Annotated in this window: 18 protein-coding genes; 10 read left to right on the plus strand and 8 right to left on the minus strand. The window is 72.3% G+C overall.

Annotated elements, in window-relative coordinates; translation table 11 throughout:
• Positions 1-41: 41 nt before the first annotated feature.
• From FLL47_RS06780 to FLL47_RS06790, 3 genes are all read left to right on the plus strand, one after another.
• The gene (locus FLL47_RS06780) at positions 42-803 is read left to right on the plus strand and encodes a nucleotidyltransferase domain-containing protein (protein WP_246157609.1); all 762 of its coding nucleotides are present in this window, start codon (positions 42-44) and stop codon (positions 801-803) included.
• 99 nt (positions 804-902) lie between these two features.
• Positions 903-1427 carry a GrpB family protein gene (locus FLL47_RS06785; protein WP_144119564.1) on the plus strand — a complete coding sequence of 175 codons (525 nt, stop codon included), beginning with the start codon at positions 903-905 and terminating at the stop codon, positions 1425-1427.
• Between the two features lie 64 nt (positions 1428-1491).
• On the plus strand, positions 1492-2400 hold the full coding sequence (locus tag FLL47_RS06790) for an ADP-ribosylglycohydrolase family protein (protein WP_144119565.1): 909 nt from the start codon (positions 1492-1494) through the stop codon (positions 2398-2400).
• Between the two features lie 131 nt (positions 2401-2531).
• Here FLL47_RS06790 and FLL47_RS06795 read toward each other — a convergent pair whose 3' ends face one another.
• The 3 genes from FLL47_RS06795 to FLL47_RS06805 all read right to left on the minus strand — a co-directional run bounded on the left by FLL47_RS06795 (position 2532) and on the right by FLL47_RS06805 (position 5165).
• The gene (locus FLL47_RS06795) at positions 2532-3464 is read right to left on the minus strand and encodes an LLM class F420-dependent oxidoreductase (protein WP_144119566.1); all 933 of its coding nucleotides are present in this window, start codon (positions 3462-3464) and stop codon (positions 2532-2534) included.
• Between the two features lie 101 nt (positions 3465-3565).
• Complete coding sequence (locus tag FLL47_RS06800) at positions 3566-4801, minus strand: MFS transporter (RefSeq protein ID WP_246157611.1); 1236 nt, start codon at positions 4799-4801, stop codon at positions 3566-3568.
• A gap of 1 nt (position 4802) precedes the next feature.
• Complete coding sequence (locus FLL47_RS06805) at positions 4803-5165, minus strand: MBL fold metallo-hydrolase (RefSeq protein ID WP_144119567.1); 363 nt, start codon at positions 5163-5165, stop codon at positions 4803-4805.
• A gap of 124 nt (positions 5166-5289) precedes the next feature.
• Between FLL47_RS06805 and FLL47_RS06810 the strand changes: the two genes are divergently transcribed.
• The 3 genes from FLL47_RS06810 to FLL47_RS06820 all read left to right on the plus strand — a co-directional run bounded on the left by FLL47_RS06810 (position 5290) and on the right by FLL47_RS06820 (position 7054).
• Positions 5290-5610: a hypothetical protein gene (locus FLL47_RS06810; RefSeq protein WP_144119568.1), complete on the plus strand. Its 321-nt coding sequence runs from the start codon at positions 5290-5292 to the stop codon at positions 5608-5610.
• A gap of 200 nt (positions 5611-5810) precedes the next feature.
• Positions 5811-6551, plus strand: coding sequence for a hypothetical protein (locus FLL47_RS06815; RefSeq protein ID WP_144119569.1), 741 nt, complete (start codon positions 5811-5813; stop codon positions 6549-6551).
• Positions 6552-6568: 17 nt separating this feature from the next.
• A complete protein-coding gene (locus tag FLL47_RS06820) occupies positions 6569-7054 on the plus strand; it encodes a GNAT family N-acetyltransferase (protein ID WP_144119570.1) in 486 nt (161 codons plus the stop codon).
• Between the two features lie 603 nt (positions 7055-7657).
• On the opposite strand, the gene FLL47_RS06825 is transcribed toward FLL47_RS06820, so the two are convergent.
• Positions 7658-8197: an orotate phosphoribosyltransferase gene (locus FLL47_RS06825; protein WP_144119571.1), complete on the minus strand. Its 540-nt coding sequence runs from the start codon at positions 8195-8197 to the stop codon at positions 7658-7660.
• A 24-nt stretch (positions 8198-8221) separates the two neighbouring features.
• Positions 8222-8917, minus strand: coding sequence for an alpha/beta fold hydrolase (locus tag FLL47_RS06830; RefSeq protein ID WP_246157612.1), 696 nt, complete (start codon positions 8915-8917; stop codon positions 8222-8224).
• Positions 8918-9047: 130 nt separating this feature from the next.
• On the opposite strand from FLL47_RS06830, the gene FLL47_RS06835 reads away from it, so the two are divergent.
• Together FLL47_RS06835 and FLL47_RS06840 are read left to right on the plus strand one after the other, a co-directional pair.
• Positions 9048-9794 (plus strand): hypothetical protein, encoded by a 747-nt coding sequence (locus FLL47_RS06835; RefSeq protein ID WP_144119573.1) that lies wholly within the window; start codon positions 9048-9050, stop codon positions 9792-9794.
• Positions 9795-10091: 297 nt separating this feature from the next.
• Positions 10092-10550 (plus strand): T6SS immunity protein Tdi1 domain-containing protein, encoded by a 459-nt coding sequence (locus FLL47_RS06840; RefSeq protein ID WP_144119574.1) that lies wholly within the window; start codon positions 10092-10094, stop codon positions 10548-10550.
• Positions 10551-10687: 137 nt separating this feature from the next.
• Here the strand turns inward: FLL47_RS06840 and FLL47_RS06845 are convergent, their stop codons facing one another.
• Positions 10688-11182, minus strand: a complete 495-nt coding sequence (locus FLL47_RS06845) for a DUF309 domain-containing protein (protein WP_144119575.1) — start codon at positions 11180-11182, stop codon at positions 10688-10690.
• A gap of 147 nt (positions 11183-11329) precedes the next feature.
• Here FLL47_RS06845 and FLL47_RS06850 point away from each other — a divergent pair, with 147 nt between their 5' ends.
• On the plus strand, positions 11330-11644 hold the full coding sequence (locus FLL47_RS06850; RefSeq protein ID WP_144119576.1) for a peptidylprolyl isomerase: 315 nt from the start codon (positions 11330-11332) through the stop codon (positions 11642-11644).
• A gap of 83 nt (positions 11645-11727) precedes the next feature.
• On the opposite strand, the gene FLL47_RS06855 is transcribed toward FLL47_RS06850, so the two are convergent.
• Entirely contained in the window at positions 11728-12981 is a 1254-nt protein-coding gene (locus FLL47_RS06855; protein ID WP_222105987.1) for an aminotransferase class I/II-fold pyridoxal phosphate-dependent enzyme, read from the minus strand.
• A gap of 97 nt (positions 12982-13078) precedes the next feature.
• Positions 13079-16126, minus strand: a complete 3048-nt coding sequence (locus tag FLL47_RS06860; protein ID WP_144119577.1) for a putative bifunctional diguanylate cyclase/phosphodiesterase — start codon at positions 16124-16126, stop codon at positions 13079-13081.
• Positions 16127-16384: 258 nt separating this feature from the next.
• On the opposite strand from FLL47_RS06860, the gene FLL47_RS06865 reads away from it, so the two are divergent.
• Complete coding sequence (locus FLL47_RS06865; RefSeq protein ID WP_144119578.1) at positions 16385-17134, plus strand: hypothetical protein; 750 nt, start codon at positions 16385-16387, stop codon at positions 17132-17134.
• Positions 17135-17291 lie beyond the last annotated feature (157 nt).

Consider the following 17291-nt stretch of genomic DNA (forward strand, 5'->3'; position numbering starts at 1 on the left):
GGAGCCGTGGCCGGTCGGGAATGCCGGTAACGTGGCCTGCCGTGGAAACGGATCTCGCGGAGCGGCTGCTGGCCGTGTCGGGCGTGGTGGCCGTGGTGCTGGGCGGCAGCCGGGCCCGCGGTGAGCACCGGCCGGACAGCGACACCGACCTCGGCCTGTACTACCGGGGGCCGCTCGACGTGGATGCGCTGCGTGCGCTGGCCGTGCAGGTGGCGACCGCGCATGATGTGTACCGGCCCGGCGACTGGGGGCCGTGGGTCGACGGCGGCGCCTGGCTCACCGTGGACGGCCGGGCCGTCGACTGGATCTACCGGGACCTCGACCGGGTGCGGAGCGTGTGGGCCGACTGCCGGCAGGGCCGGTACACCGTGGAGCGGCAGGTCGGGCATCCGCTCGGGTTCTACAGCCACGCGTATGCGGGGGAGCTGGCGCTCTGCCGGGTGCTCGCCGACCCGACCGGTGAGGTCGCCGCGCTGCGTGAGCAGGCGCTGGACTATCCGGTGGCGCTCGGGGACGCGCTGGTCGCCGCCCTGTGGGAGGCGGAGTTCTGCATCACCGGGGCGCGCAAGGTGCCGCAGGACCGGGTGTACGTCGCGGGCTGCCTGTTCCGCGCCGTCGGGGTGATGGCGCAGGCGCTGCACGGCCGCGCGGGCCGCTGGACGATCAACGAGAAGGGCATCGTCGCCTCGGCGGCCCGCCTGCCGGTCGCCCCGCCGGACTTCGCCGCGCTGGCCGAGGCGGCGGTCACCGATGTGGACGCCGCGGCGGCGTTGCTGGCGCAGGTCCGGTCCGCGACCGCCTGACCCGGCAGGACCGTCCCCGCTGGCCACGGTTCGGCTGGGTTCGAGCCGGATCGGGGGACCTGTCTTCTCTTTCGCGGCCCGGTGGGGCACGGTGGGCAGGTGCACACACCCGGGGCCCGGCTGGACGAGATCGTGATCGTGCCGTACGACCCGCGCTGGCCGAAGCTGTTCGAAGCGCAGCGGGCGCGGGTGGCGGAAGTGCTGGCACCGGTGCTGGTGGGAGCCGTGGAGCACATCGGCAGCACGGCGGTGCCGGGGCTGCCCGCCAAGCCGATCATCGACATGCTCGCCCGGGTCACCGACCATGCGGCGGCGGGCGCGGTGGTGACCGGGTTGGCGGCGCTCGGCTGGGTGGCCGCGCCCGAGCCGTCGGACGGCGCGCTGCGGCGGTGGTCGTACTGCTTTCCCGACGTCGCCCGGCGCAGCCACCACCTGCACGTGGTCGAGCACGTCTCGGACGGCTGGCCGACCTGGCTGGCGTTCCGGGACCGGCTGCGCGCCGACCCCGCCGCCGCGTCGGGCTACGCCGCGCTGAAGGCGGAGCTCGCCGCCCGCGACCGGCACGACCGGGTCGCCTACCGGGCGGGCAAGGCTCCCTTCATCGAGGGGGTGCTGGACTCCTGACCCGGCCTCGCAGCCGGTTACCCGATTGCCGGGGTTGACGCGGTGGGCCATGATCGACGGCACGATGAGGTTCGTCCTACACGAGAACACGCGGCGCGGATACGCCGCCGAGAGCCTGGCGGGTCTGTCCGTCGGCGACGCGCTGGGAGCGCAGTACTTCATGGTCGGGCGCAGAGTCGCCGACCTCGTGGCGGGCATCGTCCCGCCGCCGGTCTGGGAGTGGACCGACGACACCGAGATGGCCTGCTCCATCACCTGGATGCTGAACGAGGCGGGCCGGATCGACCCGGACCGGCTCGCCGAGGCGTTCGCGGAACGCTGCGAACCGAACCGGGGGTACGGCGTCGGCGCGTTCATCATCCTGCGGCGGGTGCGCGGCGGCGCGCCCTGGCAGCAGGCCGCCACCGAGGCGTTCGAGGGGCAGGGCTCCTGCGGCAACGGCGCCGCGATGCGGGTCGCGCCACTGGGCGCGTACTTCCCCGACGATCCGGCACGGGCCGCCGAGGAGGCCGTCGCGTCGGCGATGGTCACCCACGCCCACCCGGAGGGGGTGGCCGGTGCGGTCGCCGTCGCCGTCGCGGCCAGCCACGCCTGCGCGGGACGGCTGTCGGGCACCCGGCCCAAACCGGGGCCGTTCGTGGACGCGGTGCGGGCGCTGACCCCGCCGGGCCGGGTGCACCGCGGGCTCGGCCGGGCGCGGCGGATGCTGCACCTGCCGGCCGCCGAGGCGGCGTACGAGCTGGGCAACGGTGCCGCGGTCACCGCGCAGGACACGGTGCCGTTCACGGTCTGGGTCGCGGCGCGGATGCTGCACGATTACCCGGCGGCGATCCGCACCTGCGTCGAGGCGGGCGGGGACGTCGACACTACGGCGGCGATCGTCGGCGGCATCGTGGCCGCGTACACCGGGCTCGCGGGCATCCCGCCGGAGTGGCTGGCGTCCCGCGAGGCGCTGCCCGACTGGGCGGGCTGACCCACCGGCAGACCGGGGCCGCGGCGCAGGACCCGGCCCCGGTCTGCCGGATCGGCTGTGCGGCAAAGGCGCAGTCCCCGGTCTGCCGGATCGCCCGTGCGGCGGGCCGCGGGAGGCAGGGCGGCGCAGTGTCAGCGGACCTGCGGGGCGACCTCGGCGGCGACCAGCTCCAGGTGGTCCAGGTCGGTCAGGTCGAGGACCTGGAGGTAGACGCGCTGCGCGCCGACCTCGGCGTACCGGCCGATCTTCTCGACTATCTCCGCAGGCGAACCGGCCAGGCCGTTGGCCCGCAGCTCGTCGACCTGCCGCCCGATCGCCGCGGCGCGTCGGGCCACCTCGGCATCGGTACGCCCGCAGCACAGCACGAGGGCGTTCGACAGGCGTAGCGCGCCCGGGTCGCGGCCGGTGCGCACGCAGGCGTCGCGCACCCGGCCGAACTGCGCCGCCGTGTCCTCGACACTCGCGAACGGCAGGTTGAACTCGTCGGCGAACCGCGCCGCGAGCACCGGCGTGCGCCGTTTGCCGCCGCCACCGATCAGGATCGGCGGGTACGGCTGCTGCGCCGGCTTGGGCAGCGCGGGCGACCGGGTCAGCGTGTAGTGCTTGCCGTGGAAGTCGAACGCGCCACCGACCGGGGTGGACCACAGGCCGGTGATGATGTGCAGCTGCTCGCCGAGCCGGTCGAAACGCTCGCCGACGGACGGGAACGGCAGGCCGTACGCCTCGTGCTCCTCGGCGTACCAGCCGGTGCCGATGCCCAGCTCGACCCGGCCGCCGCTCATCGCGTCCACCTGCGCCACGCTGATCGCCAGCGGCCCCGGGTAGCGGAACGTCGCCGCGGTCATCAGCGTGCCCAGCCGGATCCGGTTCGTGTCGCGGGCCAGCCCGGCCAGGGTCGTCCAGGCGTCGGTCGGCCCCGGCAGCCCGGTCACGTCGCCCATCTTCAGGTAGTGGTCCGATCGGAAGAACGCGCCGTATCCGGCGTCCTCCGCGGCTCGCGCCACCGCGAGCAGCTGCTCGTACGTGGCGCCCTGCTGGGGCTCGGTGAACACGCGCAGTTCCACAGCCCGAGCCTAGAAGCGCAGCTCAGCGCGGCGAGGGCGTTTCCCGATGCCGGTGCGACCCCGGCCTGCGGCCGCTCCGGCCCGGCGCGCGGGGGCCGGGGTCAGCCGGCGGCCGGTTCCGCGCCTGCCGGGGCCGGTCGTGCCGGGCCGACCCGGGCCCAGCGGGTGAGCGGCGGCACGGCGAGCCCGCACACGGTCAGCAGGGTGATCGGCACCAGCCAGCCGGCCGGCGATCCGGAGTCGACGATCACGACGGTGAGCAGGGCGGGGCCGGCGGCGAGGGCCAGCCCGTTGAGCAGCACCGTGACGCCCTGGTACTGCCCGATGGCGTGTTCGGGCGCGAGCCCGTAGGACAGCCCGGTCGCGCCGTTGACGTGCCACAGCTCGCCCACCGAGTAGACCACGGTCGACGCGATCAGGAGGGCGACCGTGGCGGTCGTGGACAGCGCGGTCGCGGCGGCGAACCCGAGCATCGCGACGGCCAGCACCAGTGAGCCGCGGCGGACCATACGCGCGGCGGGTTCGGGCTGCTCCGCGCGGCGCCCGACGCGGGTCGACAGCACCACGGTCAGCACCGTGTACGTCACCAGCAGGGCCGAGACGACGACTGCGGGCACGTCGGCGCGGGTGGCGATCCACAGCGGGAGCACCAGCGTCAGCACGACCCGGCGGACGTACATCGCCGAGGTGGTCGCGGTGACCGCGAGGAAGCGGCGGTCCCGCCACACCTGCGACGTGCGCGGCCGTTCGGCGGCGTCGGCCGCGGGGTAGCGGGGCAGGCGCATCAGCAGGGCCGCCGAGACGAGGTAGGTGGCCGCGTCGGCGACGACGAGCAGACGGTACGCGGACGGGCTGTCGACGGCCAGGGCCAGCGCGGCCAGACCGGCGCCGATACCCGTGCCCGCGTTCGCGGCGGTGCGCAGCGTCGCGAAGACGTGCACCCGCCCGGCGGCGCGGCCGAGCGCGCCGACCAGCGCGGCCCGCACCGTCAGGTTGCCGGTGACCAGCAGCGCGTCGATGGCCGCGACCGCCAGGAAGCTCGCCGCCGAGTCGACGAGCAGGAACGCCAGCGCCGTGCCCGCCTGCAGCACCTGCGGCACGGCGCGCACCGAGCGCGGATCACGACGGTCCGCGAACCGGCCCGCGGGCACGCTCGCGGCCAGGCCGACCAGCGCGGCGGCGGACAGGCCCGCGCCGACCACGGTGGCGGGCAGTCCCGCGACCCGGGTCAGGTACAGCGCGCCGCCTGCCGACCACAGCCCGCCGCCGATGGTGTTGACGAACGTGGCGTAGGCGGCACTGCGCAACCCGCCCGGTGGTGGGAACCAGCCCGCCACGTCAGGCGAAGCAGGTCGGGATGCGGCCCTCGTTGAACGCGGCCACGTCGGCGAGGATCGCGTAGTCGTCGAGTTCGGCGCCGCGCTCGGCGCCCTGCAACTCGGAGTGGTGGTCGCCGTGCCGGTGGGTGACCACCAGGGTGCGCACCGGTGCCCAGGTCAGCGCCGCGATGTGTTCGGCCAGCAGGCGGGCGCGGCGTTCGGTGGCGGTCGCGTCGACCAGGGTCACCGCGTCCTCGCCGAGCAGCACGCCCGCGTTGCTGACGCACCAGCCGCCGTCGGGCTGCAGGTACGCGTACACGTCAGGGGCGAGGCGGGTCAGTGACGGCGTGGGTTCCACGACGGGCCAGGTCGTGCTGCTCATGTGATCCCCCGGGGTTCGTCGGGCAGCGACGGTCGCCAGTCTGACAGAGAAGCGGCGCGGCCGTGTCCTGTGGTCTCGATCACTCCGGATGCGACGTTCGCCCGAACGGGGTAGTTTTCGTTTCGTGACATTCAGCGCGTTCACCGGTCCAATCCGGTGGGTCGCGCGCCTTTCGGCGCGGATGCTGACCGCGCTGGCCCTGATGAGCCTGCTGCTCGCCCCCTCGGCGGGGCACACCGCGCAGCCGGTCGCGCGGCCGCAGGCCGAACAGGTCGCGGCGAGCACGGCCGCCGCCAGGCACGAGGCGCAGCCCGCCCCGGCGGCCGCACCCGTCCGGATCGGAATCATCGAGCCGGCCGTCGCAGTCCGGGTGGCCGTGAGCACGGTCCGCCCGCCGACGTCGGCTCATCCGCGGGCGCAGGGCAGTCGCGCCCCGCCCGCCTGACGCTCCGTCGCGTCGCGTCCCCCTTCGCGACGTCGAATCCGGTTTCGTGGCCGCTTGACGCTTCGGCGCGTCCACGTCCGCCGGAACGGACCACGGGCCTCCGGCCCCGCCGCGTGAAACGTCTCCCACCGCACGACCCCCCCACCTCGCGACGAACCCTGCTGTCGCGTCCACCCCTCCACCACCCCGAGGTGTCGATCATGAACGTCGTCCTGGACCTGTTCCTCCGTGACCTGCCGAACGCCGCGCTCGTCTGGTTGCTGCTCGCCGTGCTCGCCGTCGTGGCCATCGGCGCGCTGACCCTGTACACCCGCCAGCCCGAGCCCCAGCCCCTGACGCCCGCACCGGAGGTGCTGGAGCAGCAGGCGCTGCTGGCCGCGCACGCGCAGGCGCTGGTCCGCAAGGCCCGCGAGGCGACCGTCGCGGCCGAGCGCGCCGCGTCGACCGCCCGCCGACGCCGCGAGGAGTGGCTGGCCGCGCAGGACGTGGCGGAGACCGCCTGGCAGCGGTACGACGAGGCCGACTCCGACGCGCGCCGCAAGCTGACCGCCGCCGCGCTGCCGCTGCCGCGCACCCCGCAGACCCCCGCCGAGTACGCCTTCCGCGAGCGCCACCTGCACCGCTCGGCCATGTCGGCCTGCTCACACCAGCAGCTGTCCGCGCTGGAGCTCAGCGACGCGCTGGCGCACCGCGCCGGTTGGGACCCGCGCCGGCACCCGATCGAGCAGGAGACGATGCTGTCCCAGTTCGCCCGCGCGTCGCTGCGCACGGCGTACCGCCGGGCGGCCGACACCGAGAAGCAGGCCTGGCTGGCCACGGAGGCCGCGACCGCCGCGGCGGCGTCCCTGCGCGCGGCCGCCCACGCAGCCCACGTCCGCGCCCGCCGCGTCACCCGCCGCATCACCCCACCTGCGGACCTCACCCTCGCGGACCTGATCTGAGCCGGTAGGGTCCGGCCGTGATCATTCGAGACGCGACCGGCCAGGACTGGCCGAAGATCTACCCGTTCTTCACCGAGATCGTCGCGGCTGGGGAGACCTACGCCTTCCCCGAGGGCATGGACTCCGAGCAGGCCCGGCCGTGGTGGATGGAGCAGGCCCCGGGCCGGACCGTGGTGGCCGTGGACGGGGACACGGTGCTCGGGTCGGCCAAGATGGGCCCGAATCGGCCAGGACGGGGCGCGCACATCGCGACCGCCAGCTTCATGGTCGACCCGGCACACCAGGGCCGCGGCGTGGGCCGGACGCTGGGCGGGCACGTCCTGGACTGGGCGCGGGCGCAGGGGTATCACGGCATGCAGTTCAACGCCGTGGTGGAGACCAACACCGCGGCCGTAGGCCTGTGGCAGGCGATCGGGTTCGAGATCCTCGCCACGGTGCCGGAGGCGTTCGAGCACCCCGCGCACGGCCGGGTCGGTCTGCACATGATGTACCAGCGGCTTTAGCGAAAAGGCCCATCCGGGACCGATCCGGTAGCGCACGACTCACAAAACGGTGGAAATCGAGCGTGCCGGAGCGGTGGTCCGCTGCGAAATCCGCATCTCGCGGCGAATGCGGAGAGTGGAGAGTCGACTACTTTCAGTGAAAAAATCTTGAGTTTGCCCTGGACGACCCCAGGTCAGGCGACGTAGCGTGATCCCCAGTGGCGCGACGCTCGATGAAGGCCCCAGGGGTCCCAGCGGGCCGGCCCGGCCGGAGAACACGTTTTCCGGTTGGTGGCGCCGAGCGAAGTGCACAGGGGGATGGGTGGACAGATGCCGTTGGGGGACGGCGTTCACCCGGACAGTGAAAGGCCGGCGGTCGCTAACGGGGGTGAGCGACCGCCGGCCGCACTGTCGACCAGGGCCGGATCCAGGTCTGCCTCCCCGAACCGCCAGGCCCGACGTTCCATCGAACTTTCCGTGATCGCGGCGCCCGACGGGTGCCGCGATCACGTTTTGCGGGTCCGCGGGCACCTCGGCGACCGAGCCGGTGATCCGGTCGGTCAGGGCGTCCACCACCGGACCGACGCGGCGAGATCGAACCACGCCGCGCGAATGTCGTCCCGGCTACCGGCCCGCGTCGGCTCGTGCGCGGTCGAGGTCGGAGCGGGTCAGCAGCGCGGTCAGCGTGATGCCGTCGGCGGCCAGCGCGGCCGCGCCGCCCTCCTCCCGGTCGATGACGCACAGCGCGCTGTCGACGGTCGCGCCCAGCTCGCGCAACTGCCGCGTGGAGATCGAGATCTGACCGCCGGACGTCACCACGTCCTCGACGACCAGCACCCGCCGGCCGGAGATGTCCGCGCCCTCGGCGAGCCGCGCGGTGCCGTACGCCTTGGCGGTCTTGCGTACGAACGCGCACGGCAGCCCGGTGTGCCGGCCCAGTGCGGTGACCACGGCGATGCCGCCCATCTCCAGCCCGGCCAGCACCTGCGTGCCCGCCGGGACGAGCGCGGCCAGCTGCCCGGCCAGCGCGTCGAGCAGCACGGGATCGGCCTCGAAGCGGTACTTGTCGAAGTACTCCGTGGCGCTGCGGCCGGAGCGGAGCAGGAATTCGCCGCGCAGACGGCAGGCGGTGTCGACCTCAGCGGCCAGCTCGGCAAGGTTCACAGGAGATGATCCTGCCACCCGGCGTCAGAGGGTCGGCGGGTGCAGAAAGGTCCGCAACGCGTCGAGGAACTCCTCGGGCCGCTGCCGGTGCACCTGGTGCCCCGCCTCGACGGTGACCGTGCGAGCGTCGGGCATGCGGGCCACGGCCTCCGCGGCCTTGTCCGCCGGAATCGGGCTGGCCGTGCCGCCGTGGATCAGCAGAGTGGGCACGGCGATCCGGTCCAGGCGCTCCCACCATGCCGGATCCGGGTCGTTGACCTGCGTCATCAGGCTCGCGAACACGGCCCAGTCATAGTCGAGCCCGCCGTCGGGCCGCTCCGGGATCTCGAAGCGGGGGCCGCCCGGCCACGGCGGCGGGGAGTCCTCGAGCACCAGCCGCGCCAGCCAGTCCGGCCGCTCCTGGGCGACGAGGCAGGCCACGGTGGCTCCGGCCGAGTGCCCGACGAGCGTCACGTCGCGCAGTCCCAGCGCCGCCACGAAGCCGAGCACGTCATCGCGCATCAGCTCGAACGAGTACACCCCGGGATGGTCGCTGCGACCTTGTCCGCGCTGGTCCGGCGCGTAGAGATGGTGCGTCGCGGCCAGCCCGGCCATGGTGTGCGCCCACGTCCCCGCCTCGTTCGGCAGCCCGTGCAGCAACACCACCACCGGCGAGCCGGCCACCCCCTCCTCCAGGAAGGACAGCCGAATCCCGTTCGCCTTGATCTCACCCCGTGTCACGGGCGCGAGGGTACTGCAGCTTCCGGGAAACTGCCGACTTGCGTTGTGGGTACCGGTCTCCACAGTGACGCCCGGCGATGGTAGAACCGCATTCTGCGGGCTGCTGCGCCGATCCGAGGAGTGGATAGTGATGGCCATAGCGGAAACCGCCACGGCTGTGACCGAGATCGAGCCGCCCGGGACGGTCGGCCGGTCCCTGCGCCGGGTGTCGGTTGCCGGAACGCTGCTCGGCGCGCTGGCCTTCCTCGGCGACGAGCTGCCCGGGGTCGGCGGGCGGATCGTGCTGACACTGACCAGCAACGGCTTCGCTTGGGGTGCGGCCGCGCTCGTCGCGGGTTACCTGGTCCGCCAGGCTCGCCGCGCGCCGTTCGTCGCGACCGGGCTGCTGCTCGTCGCCACCGCGATCTACTACCTGCTCATCCTGGTGGTGTCGCGGCGGTGGAGCGGCGGCTATACGGAGGACGGCTCGTCCTACGACGTGTACGGGTTGCTCGATCTGGCCCGCGCGGCGGGCTTCTGGCTCGTGCTCGCCGTGGGCGCTGGGCTGGTCCTGGGACTGCTGGGCCACATCGTGCGCAACGGCTCACCGCGGCTCGCCGCGGCCGCTGCGGGGTCGGCGTTCGGCCTGCTAACCGCAGAGGGCCTGCACGGCGTGATCACCGCGCCCTGGACGGTGATCACCGAACCCTTCCACCTGGCGTACGCCGTCTCGCACGGCGTCCAGGTGCTGCTTGCCGTGGTCCTCGTGATCATCCTGACCGCCCGCCGCGGCGGGCCTGTCTCCTGGCGGATCTGCGCGGCGTCGGCCGTTTTCGTCGCAGCGCTCGGCGTCACCGCGTGGTCGGTCATCGAGTCGATCCGGGTATCCGGGTTCTGATCCCGGCCAACAGCCCATGATCACCTGACTTGCCGGGCAGTCGTGCGTATCTTGGCGACGCTTTCGCCCACTTGCCAGGCAAGTTGGGCGATCTTGAGCCGGCGGGGCGGGCGTGGCGGGTACCGCGTCAGAATCAGCGCGCGCCGACTCGGATTGGCATCTATATAAGCGGCCGGCCCCGGCGGTCACCTCGACATCGTCGCCAGGATCGGCAACATCCGCCTCAACATCGCTTGACGCGTCGCTTTGGCCGCTGTCTCGGGGCTCTTCTGCCGCCGACTCGTGCATACTGCCCGGATGCGGTTCACCAAGACGTTCTCCGAGCAGCAGTACGCCCAGGCCCTCGACTCCTGGTCGTGGCTCGGCCTCGAGGGCAGGAAGCCGCTGTTCACCTCGCTGTTCGGCGACGTGTTCCTGGCCGGCAAGGACGGGTGCTGGTATCTCGACACCATCGAGGGCACCCTCACCCGGGTCTGGGCCTCGGCCGACGAACTGGAAGCCGACCTGTCCACCGAGCAGGGGCAGGACCGCTACCTGCTGGGCGGACTGGCGGCGCAGGCCGCCGACCGCGGGCTGGAACTCGGGCCCGATCAGGTGTACACGTTCATGCCGCCGCCGGTCATCGGCGGGGGCGTCACCATCGAGTCCGTCGTCGTGGAGAGTTTCGTCGTCGCGGTGAACATCGCCGGCCAGATCCACGACCAGATCCGCGACCTGCCTCCGGGCAGCTCGGTCACCGGCATCACGCTCGGCTGACCCGCGTCCGGGGCCGCCTGCCGCCGGGTTCGGGCGTGCGGCCTGTGCGTGCGGGTGCTACTCCGTTTCCGTGGACGCTTGACGTTGCCGCGTCCGCGCAAATGGATCATGGGTGGGTCGAAGTCGGCCGCACCTGGTCAGGGCTGGTTGCGCAGGCGGGGCACGAGAGCGTCCGGGCCGAGCTCGGCCAGGCCGCCCTGCTCGATGCGGGTGGCCAGCGCCCGGGACCAGGCCACCAGGCCGGTGACTGCGACGCCGTGCGGCGGCGTCGTGGCGTACTCCTCGATGCGGTCGGCGGCGCGGGTCAGCAGCCTGGCCGCGCCGGTCGCGTTGCCGCGGCGGGCATGGGTGAGGCCCACGGCCAGCTGGGCGAGCCCGCGCCACAGCTCACGCTCCGGTTCGGGCGCGGCCTTCCACGCGCCTTCCAGCACCTCGTGCGCGTGGAACGCGCGCCCCTCGGCGAGCAGTTCCTGGGCCTGCGCGAGTGCCTCGTCCGGCGGCAGTCGCAGTTCGTCCGGAGTGGTGGGCACGCCCGCCGCGCCGCGGGGCAGGGGTCGGCCCAGCTCGTCACGGGGGCGGGCGTTGCGGGCCCGGCCCGAGCCGTCACGGTCACGATCGGCAGCTGCGCTCATCCGTCCATCCTGCTCCGTGCCGCCTGCCACCGGTTCACGGGGCGACGCGTCTTGCGGTGAATCAAAATCGATCCGGGTCGCATCATCGTCAACCCGAGCGGCATCAAGATCAATCCGAGCGGTATCACGATCCTGCCGAGCGGCCAGGTGAAGATCGGTGAATGGAAGATCAGTGAATGGAACATGTGCGGGCTGGGCGCGCCGCCCGAGTTCCCTGTCATGACCTACCCGCGGGGTGCGGTGGCCATGGCGAACCAGGGCCCGGCCGGCACCAGCGCCGCCCAGTTCTTCTTCGTCTTCGGCGACAGCAGCATGGCCGCCTCGTACACGCCTTTCGGGCGGGTCCTCACCGGCATGGAGATCATCGACAAGGTGGCTGCCGGAGGCGTGTCCGGCACCGGCGCAGACGGCAAACCGCGTACCGGCCTGTCCATCCGCACGGTCACCTTCCGTCCGGCCTGACCCGCCGAACCACCGCGCCGCGTCGGCCCGGCGACCTGTCCGACGCATCGTGGCATCCGGCGGCGGTGAAGGCGCGAGGCCGCTCAGGCGAGGGCGCGGCGGAGCGCGCCGCGCTCGTCCAGCTCGGTCAGCACGGTGTTGAGGTGGTCGACCTGCTCGTCGGTATGCGCCGAGGTCAGCTGCACCCGGAAGCCGACCTGCCCCCGGGGCACCAGCGGGTACGCGGCCAGCGTCACGTACACGCCGCGCCGCCAGAGCAGGTCGGCGGCGTCGGCCAGGTCGTAGCCGGGCGACAGCGGCAGCTCGATCACCGGCGTCTGGTGCCGGTTGGGGGTGTGCACGCCCAGCGACCGGATGTGCGCCAGCACCCGGGCCGCCAGCCGGTGCAGCGTGGTGCGCAACTGCTCGCCGCGGGCCTCGTTGACGTCGAACCCGGCCAGCACCGCGGCCAGCGAGTGCACCGGCGACGGTCCGGAGTAGAGGTAGGGCGGGGCGGCCAGCTTCAGGTGCTCCTTCACCGCGGTCGGCACCGCGACGAACGCCAGCAGCGCCGAGTACGCCTTGGAGAACCCGCCGACCAGCACCACGTCGTCGTACGTCTGCCCGCAGTGCCGCACCACCGCGTTGCCGCGCGACCCGTACGGCGTGGGCGCCCCGTTGCCGCGTTCGCCGATCACGCCGAAGCCGTGCGCGTCGTCGACGTAGAGCAGCGCACCCCACTCGCGGCAGATCGCGGCGAGCGCGGCCAGATCCGGAACGTTGCCGGTCATGCTGTTCACACCGTCGAGGCAGACCACCCGGGGATGGCCGGCGTCGGCCGAGCGCAGCAGCCGCACCAGCTCGTCCGGGTCGTCGGCGCGCCAGCGGTAGAGCTGCGCGCCGAGCCCTCGGGCGTACACGCCGCCGTCGTAGACGGTTTTGTGGGCGCTGGCCTCGACGAACACCGCGCCGCTGCCGACCAGCGCGGGCAGCACCGACATGTGGATGTGGGTGATGGTCGGCAGCACCAGCGTGTCGGGCGCGCCGAGCAGTTCGGTCAGACGCTCCTCGATCTCGGGGTAGAGCCGCGGGTTGCCCAGCAGCCGCGACCAGCCCGGATGGGTGCCCCAGCGGCGCACCGCCGCCTCACCCGCCGCAATGATGTCCGGGTCGAGGTCGAAGCCGAGATAGTTGCAGGAGGCGAAGTCGATCAGCCACCGGTCGCCGACCCGGATGCGCCGGCCGTCCACCTCCTCGATGACGGCGTCGTACATCGGGGTCTGCGCCCGCAGCCGGTCGAGCTGGTCGGTCGAGGGGATCTTGTGTGCGTCCGGCATGTGCGGCGATGCCTGCGTCATGCCTGCGCCTGGCCGCGCTCGGCGCCGGCCTGGATACCGGTGCCTCCGGTTCGGCCGCCGAGCTCGCTCGCGGCCTTGTCCGGTCGGCCGGGCCCGATCATGCCGCGACCTTCTGCTCGGTGATGAAGCTGATGGCCTGCTCACTGGTGAGCGGGCGGGCGAACAGGAAACCCTGACCGTAGCGGCAGCCGATGCGGGAGAGCAGGTCGCGTTCGACGGTGCGCTCGATGCCTTCGGCGATCACCTGCAGGCCGAGCGTGTGGGCCAGCCGGACGATGCCGTCGACGAGTGCCGCCTGCTGCGCCGACGAGGCGATGGTGCTGGTGAACAGCCGGTCGATCTTCACCACGTCCAGCGGTACGTGGCGCAGGTAGCTCAGCGACGAATACCCGGTGCCGAAGTCGTCGATGGCCACCCGGATGCCGGTGGTGCGCAGCTCGGTGAGGTCCTCCCAGACCCCGTCGTCGTCGCGCAGCAGCAGGCTCTCGGTGATCTCCAGCATGAGCTGGTGCGGCGGCAGGCCCTGCTCGGCCAGGGTCTCGTGCAGGCTGGCCACGAAACCCGGGGTGCGGAACTGGCGCGCGGAGACGTTGATGCTGACGTACGGCACCGCGGTCGGCCCGGCCTCCCGCTGCCACTGCGCCGCAGCGGCCACGGCACCGCGCAGCACCTGGTCGCCGATCGCCACGATCTGCCCGGACTCCTCGGCGACCTCGATGAACTCGCCCGGCAGCAGTCGGCCGCGGGTGGGGTGGTTCCACCGGACCAGCGCCTCGTACCCGGCGGTGACGCCGGTACGCAACTCGACGATGGGCTGGAACTCGACGGTGAACTCCTTCGCGGCGATGGCCTGGTCGAGTTCGGTACGCAACTCGAGCCGCTCCACGATGGCGGTGTGCAGGTCAGGCAGGTAGCGGCGCCACTGGCCCTTGCCCTCGCCCTTGGCGACGTACAGGGCCAGGTCGGCCTGCCGCAGCAGCTCCGGGGCGCTGCGGGCGTCGGCGCTGGTGGCGATGCCGATGCTGGCGATGCCGGAGACCAGCCGGTCGTCGATGGTGAACGGCTCGGCCAGCGCGGCCACGATCCGGTCGGCGACGTCGTCGATGGTGGCGGCGTCCGGTGCGCCCTCGATCAGCGCGGCGAACTCGTCGCCGCCGAGCCGCGCCGCCACGTCGTCGGCCCGCAGCACGCCGGCCAGCCGCTCGCCGACCGCGCGCAGCAGCCGGTCCCCGTGCTCGTGACCGAGCGTGTCGTTGACCACCTTGAAGTCGTCGAGGTCGATGAACAGCACGCCGACGATGGAGCCGTCCACGTCGGCGCGGGCGATGGCCTGGCCGATGCGCTCGGCGAAGCGCACCCGGTTGGCCAGGCCGGTGAGCGAGTCGTGGTACGCCAGGTGGGTCAGCTCGGATTCCATCCGGCGCTGGTCGGTGACGTCGCGCAGGGTCACCACCAGGCCGTTGACGGTCGGCTCATCCCGCAGGTCACGGCAGGAGACCTCGGTCTCGACGGTCGTGCCGTCGGGGCGCAGCACGGTCCAGTCCGCGGTGTCAACGGCGTCGTCCTCGGCCGCGGCGAGCCGGAACAGGTCGGTGACCAGGGTGTGGTGTGGGCTGTCGACCAGCTGCGAGAGATTCTTGCCGGGCAGTTCCGCGGTGCCGAAGACGGTCGGCGCGGAGGGGCTGGCATACCGGATGCGCCCGCCGTCCGGTTCGAGGATCAGGATCACGTCCGAGGTGTTGTGCACCAGGGTGCGGAAGTAGCGCTCGCTGTTGTGCCGGGTGATCTCGTTGCTCAGCATGATCCGCTCGATGGCCAGTGCGGCCTGTGCGGCGACCAGCTCCATCGGCAGCTGCAGGTAGCTGAGCGAGTTCTCGTCGGAGGAGATCAAGAGCATGCCGATGTGCGGGTCGCCGGTGGGCCGGTCCTCCAGCGCCAGCGGGCAGATCATGGTGATCTCGAAATCGCCCATCTGGGCCGCGACGTCCGGCGGCAGCGACTTGGTGAAGCGCAGCCGCGAGCCCATGGTGGTGGGCGCGGGATGGAACAGCTCGGGCGCGCTTCCGTCGTTCATCACCATGGCGACCCGGTAGTCGGAGCCGGGCGGCAGCAGCCGCTCTGCGGTGCGCTTGAGCGCCCAGGTGACGCCTTCCACCGTGGTCGCCGACATGAGCGCCGCGTTGCTGGCCCGGATGCCGCTGGTGCGGATGGTGTTGCCGCGATAGCTGTTGATCACGCCGAACAGGCGGACCAGTACCAGCAGCACCGTGGTCACCACGAACGCGACGATCACCATCGGATACTTCAGCCGCCCCTGGCCCACGCCGACCACCAGCACGCCGAGCGGGATGAGCACGAACAGCAGGAGCAGCGCCTGATGCAGCGCGCGCATCTCGCGCGGTCTGACCACGCGCGGGGTGGTGAGGTCGGCCATCGACGGGTGCAGCGCGGCCGCGCCCCAGCAGGCGTAGAAGACTATCCAGCCCAGGTCGACAGGGCCGCCGACCGCCCAGTAGCCGTGCAGTTGGACCAGGCCGTACAGGACGTCGGCGGCCAGCAGCCCGACCGCGCCCACGGTCAGCAGCGCCACCGTGGGGCTGAACGGCACCACGGAGATCAGTCGGCCCACCGTGGCCAGGATGAGGATGTCGCCCAGCGGGTAGGCGACGGAGACCAGGCGCTGGCTCATGGTCAGGTCCTGGTTGAGGATCTGCGGGCTGATCAGGAAGATCCACGAGAGCAGGCCCAGCCCGGCCGTGACGATCAGCGCGTCCAGAGGAACGGTGCGATCCCGGCTGGCCGCGCCCGCCTTCGACAGGCCGAGCAGGCCGATCGTGACCGCGGGATACATCGCCAGGTAGAGCATGTCGGCCGGGGACGGGAACGGGTTCACCCGGCCCAGCACGTCGGTCATGACGTTGTAGAGCGTGTCGCCTGAGGAGAGCAGGAGCAGTCCGGCGATGATCCAGAACCAGGGGGACCAGCGGCGCGGGCGGTAGCGGTACAGGCCGTAGACGATCGCGCCGGCGCTGCTCAGGCCGATCGCGCTCCACAGCGGGATGTGCCAGCTCGGCAGGGCGTAGAACAGCCCTGCCAGGACGGCCATCCAGGCGCCGTACCAGGCCATCACTTTGCGGGCTGACACGCTCCTCCTTCCGGCGGGGCGGCACGCGGCCCGAATTAGGTAATTATGACAGCTTTTCGTATACCTTATCGCCTCCCGGCGCTCTGCCGGCCGGAGATATAGCCAGGTCAGGGGCTACCTGCGTGGTTCGTCCCGGCTGCCGGAGGGCCGACGGCCGGGAACGCGAGACCTGGACCACAAAGGGTACAAGTCCGGAACACCGGAAATGCTCCCTCGGTTGAATCCCTTCGTACGCAATCCCAACGAAGGGACCTACTCGTGGTCAACGTCGACCTGATGGCACGGCACCTGCCCGCACTCAAGCGCGTGTCCTTCCGGGCAGTACTCGCCGCGACCGGCATGGCTGTGATTACCGGTTTCGCCGGAGCACCGGCCAGCGCCAGCCCCGCCACCGCCACCGCCCCTGAGGCGAAGGCTGTAGCGGCGGCCGCCGCGGCACCCGCCACCAAGACCGAGTCGGCCGCGGCAGTGGACGCCGAGCCGGTCGCCAAGCCGGCGACCAAGGCGCCCGCCGCAGCCAAGAAGGCCGAGCAGGCCGCCAAGGCTCCGAGCCGCCAACAGCTGATGCCGGCTCCCGTAGCGGAATACCAGGAGACTTTCAAGCCCACCGCCGAGCAGAAGCGCAACGCGGAGGTCATCATCGAGACCGGCCAGAAGATGGGCCTGCCCCCGCGCGCGTGGGTGATCGCGGTCGCGACCGCCGCGCAGGAGTCGACCCTGAACAACCTGGGTCACCTCGGTGACATGAACGACCACGACTCGCTGGGCCTGTTCCAGCAGCGTCCGTCGGCCGGCTGGGGCACCCCGGCCGAGATCACGGACCCGGTCTACTCCTCGAAGGCCTTCTACAACGGCCTGAAGAACGTCGAGGGGTACGACACGATGGCGCTGACCGACGCGGCGCAGACCGTGCAGGTCTCGGCCTTCCCGAACCACTACGCCAAGTGGGAGAAGCTGGCCGCGGACCTGGTCCTGGCCAAGTACGGCCAGGGCCCGTACGCCGCCTGACACAACGCAGTAACCGCAGTACGCAAGGCCGCGCCGTCTCCGACGGCGCGGCCTTGCTGCAGTTTCGGGGAAACTGCAGCAATCCAGCGCTCCGATGCTGCAGTTTCCCCGAAACTGCAGCAAACGCTTCCCGGCTCCGGTCGGGCCGTCGGCCGTG

It is taken from the genome of Catellatospora sichuanensis (genome assembly GCF_007483665.1).
Taxonomy (GTDB): domain Bacteria; phylum Actinomycetota; class Actinomycetes; order Mycobacteriales; family Micromonosporaceae; genus Catellatospora; species Catellatospora sichuanensis.

What these genes read in the sequence shown, in the direction of transcription:
- FLL47_RS06790 (WP_144119565.1), top strand. Translation starts at nt 1,492, where the DNA reads ATGAGGTTCGTCCTACACGAGAACACGCGGCGCGGATACGCCGCCGAG.
- FLL47_RS06805 (WP_144119567.1), bottom strand. Translation starts at nt 5,165, where the DNA reads ATGAGCAGCACGACCTGGCCCGTCGTGGAACCCACGCCGTCACTGACC.
- FLL47_RS06815 (WP_144119569.1), top strand. Translation starts at nt 5,811, where the DNA reads ATGAACGTCGTCCTGGACCTGTTCCTCCGTGACCTGCCGAACGCCGCG.
- FLL47_RS06835 (WP_144119573.1), top strand. Translation starts at nt 9,048, where the DNA reads ATGGCCATAGCGGAAACCGCCACGGCTGTGACCGAGATCGAGCCGCCC.
- FLL47_RS06840 (WP_144119574.1), top strand. Translation starts at nt 10,092, where the DNA reads ATGCGGTTCACCAAGACGTTCTCCGAGCAGCAGTACGCCCAGGCCCTC.
- FLL47_RS06845 (WP_144119575.1), bottom strand. Translation starts at nt 11,182, where the DNA reads ATGAGCGCAGCTGCCGATCGTGACCGTGACGGCTCGGGCCGGGCCCGC.
- FLL47_RS06855 (WP_222105987.1), bottom strand. Translation starts at nt 12,981, where the DNA reads ATGACGCAGGCATCGCCGCACATGCCGGACGCACACAAGATCCCCTCG.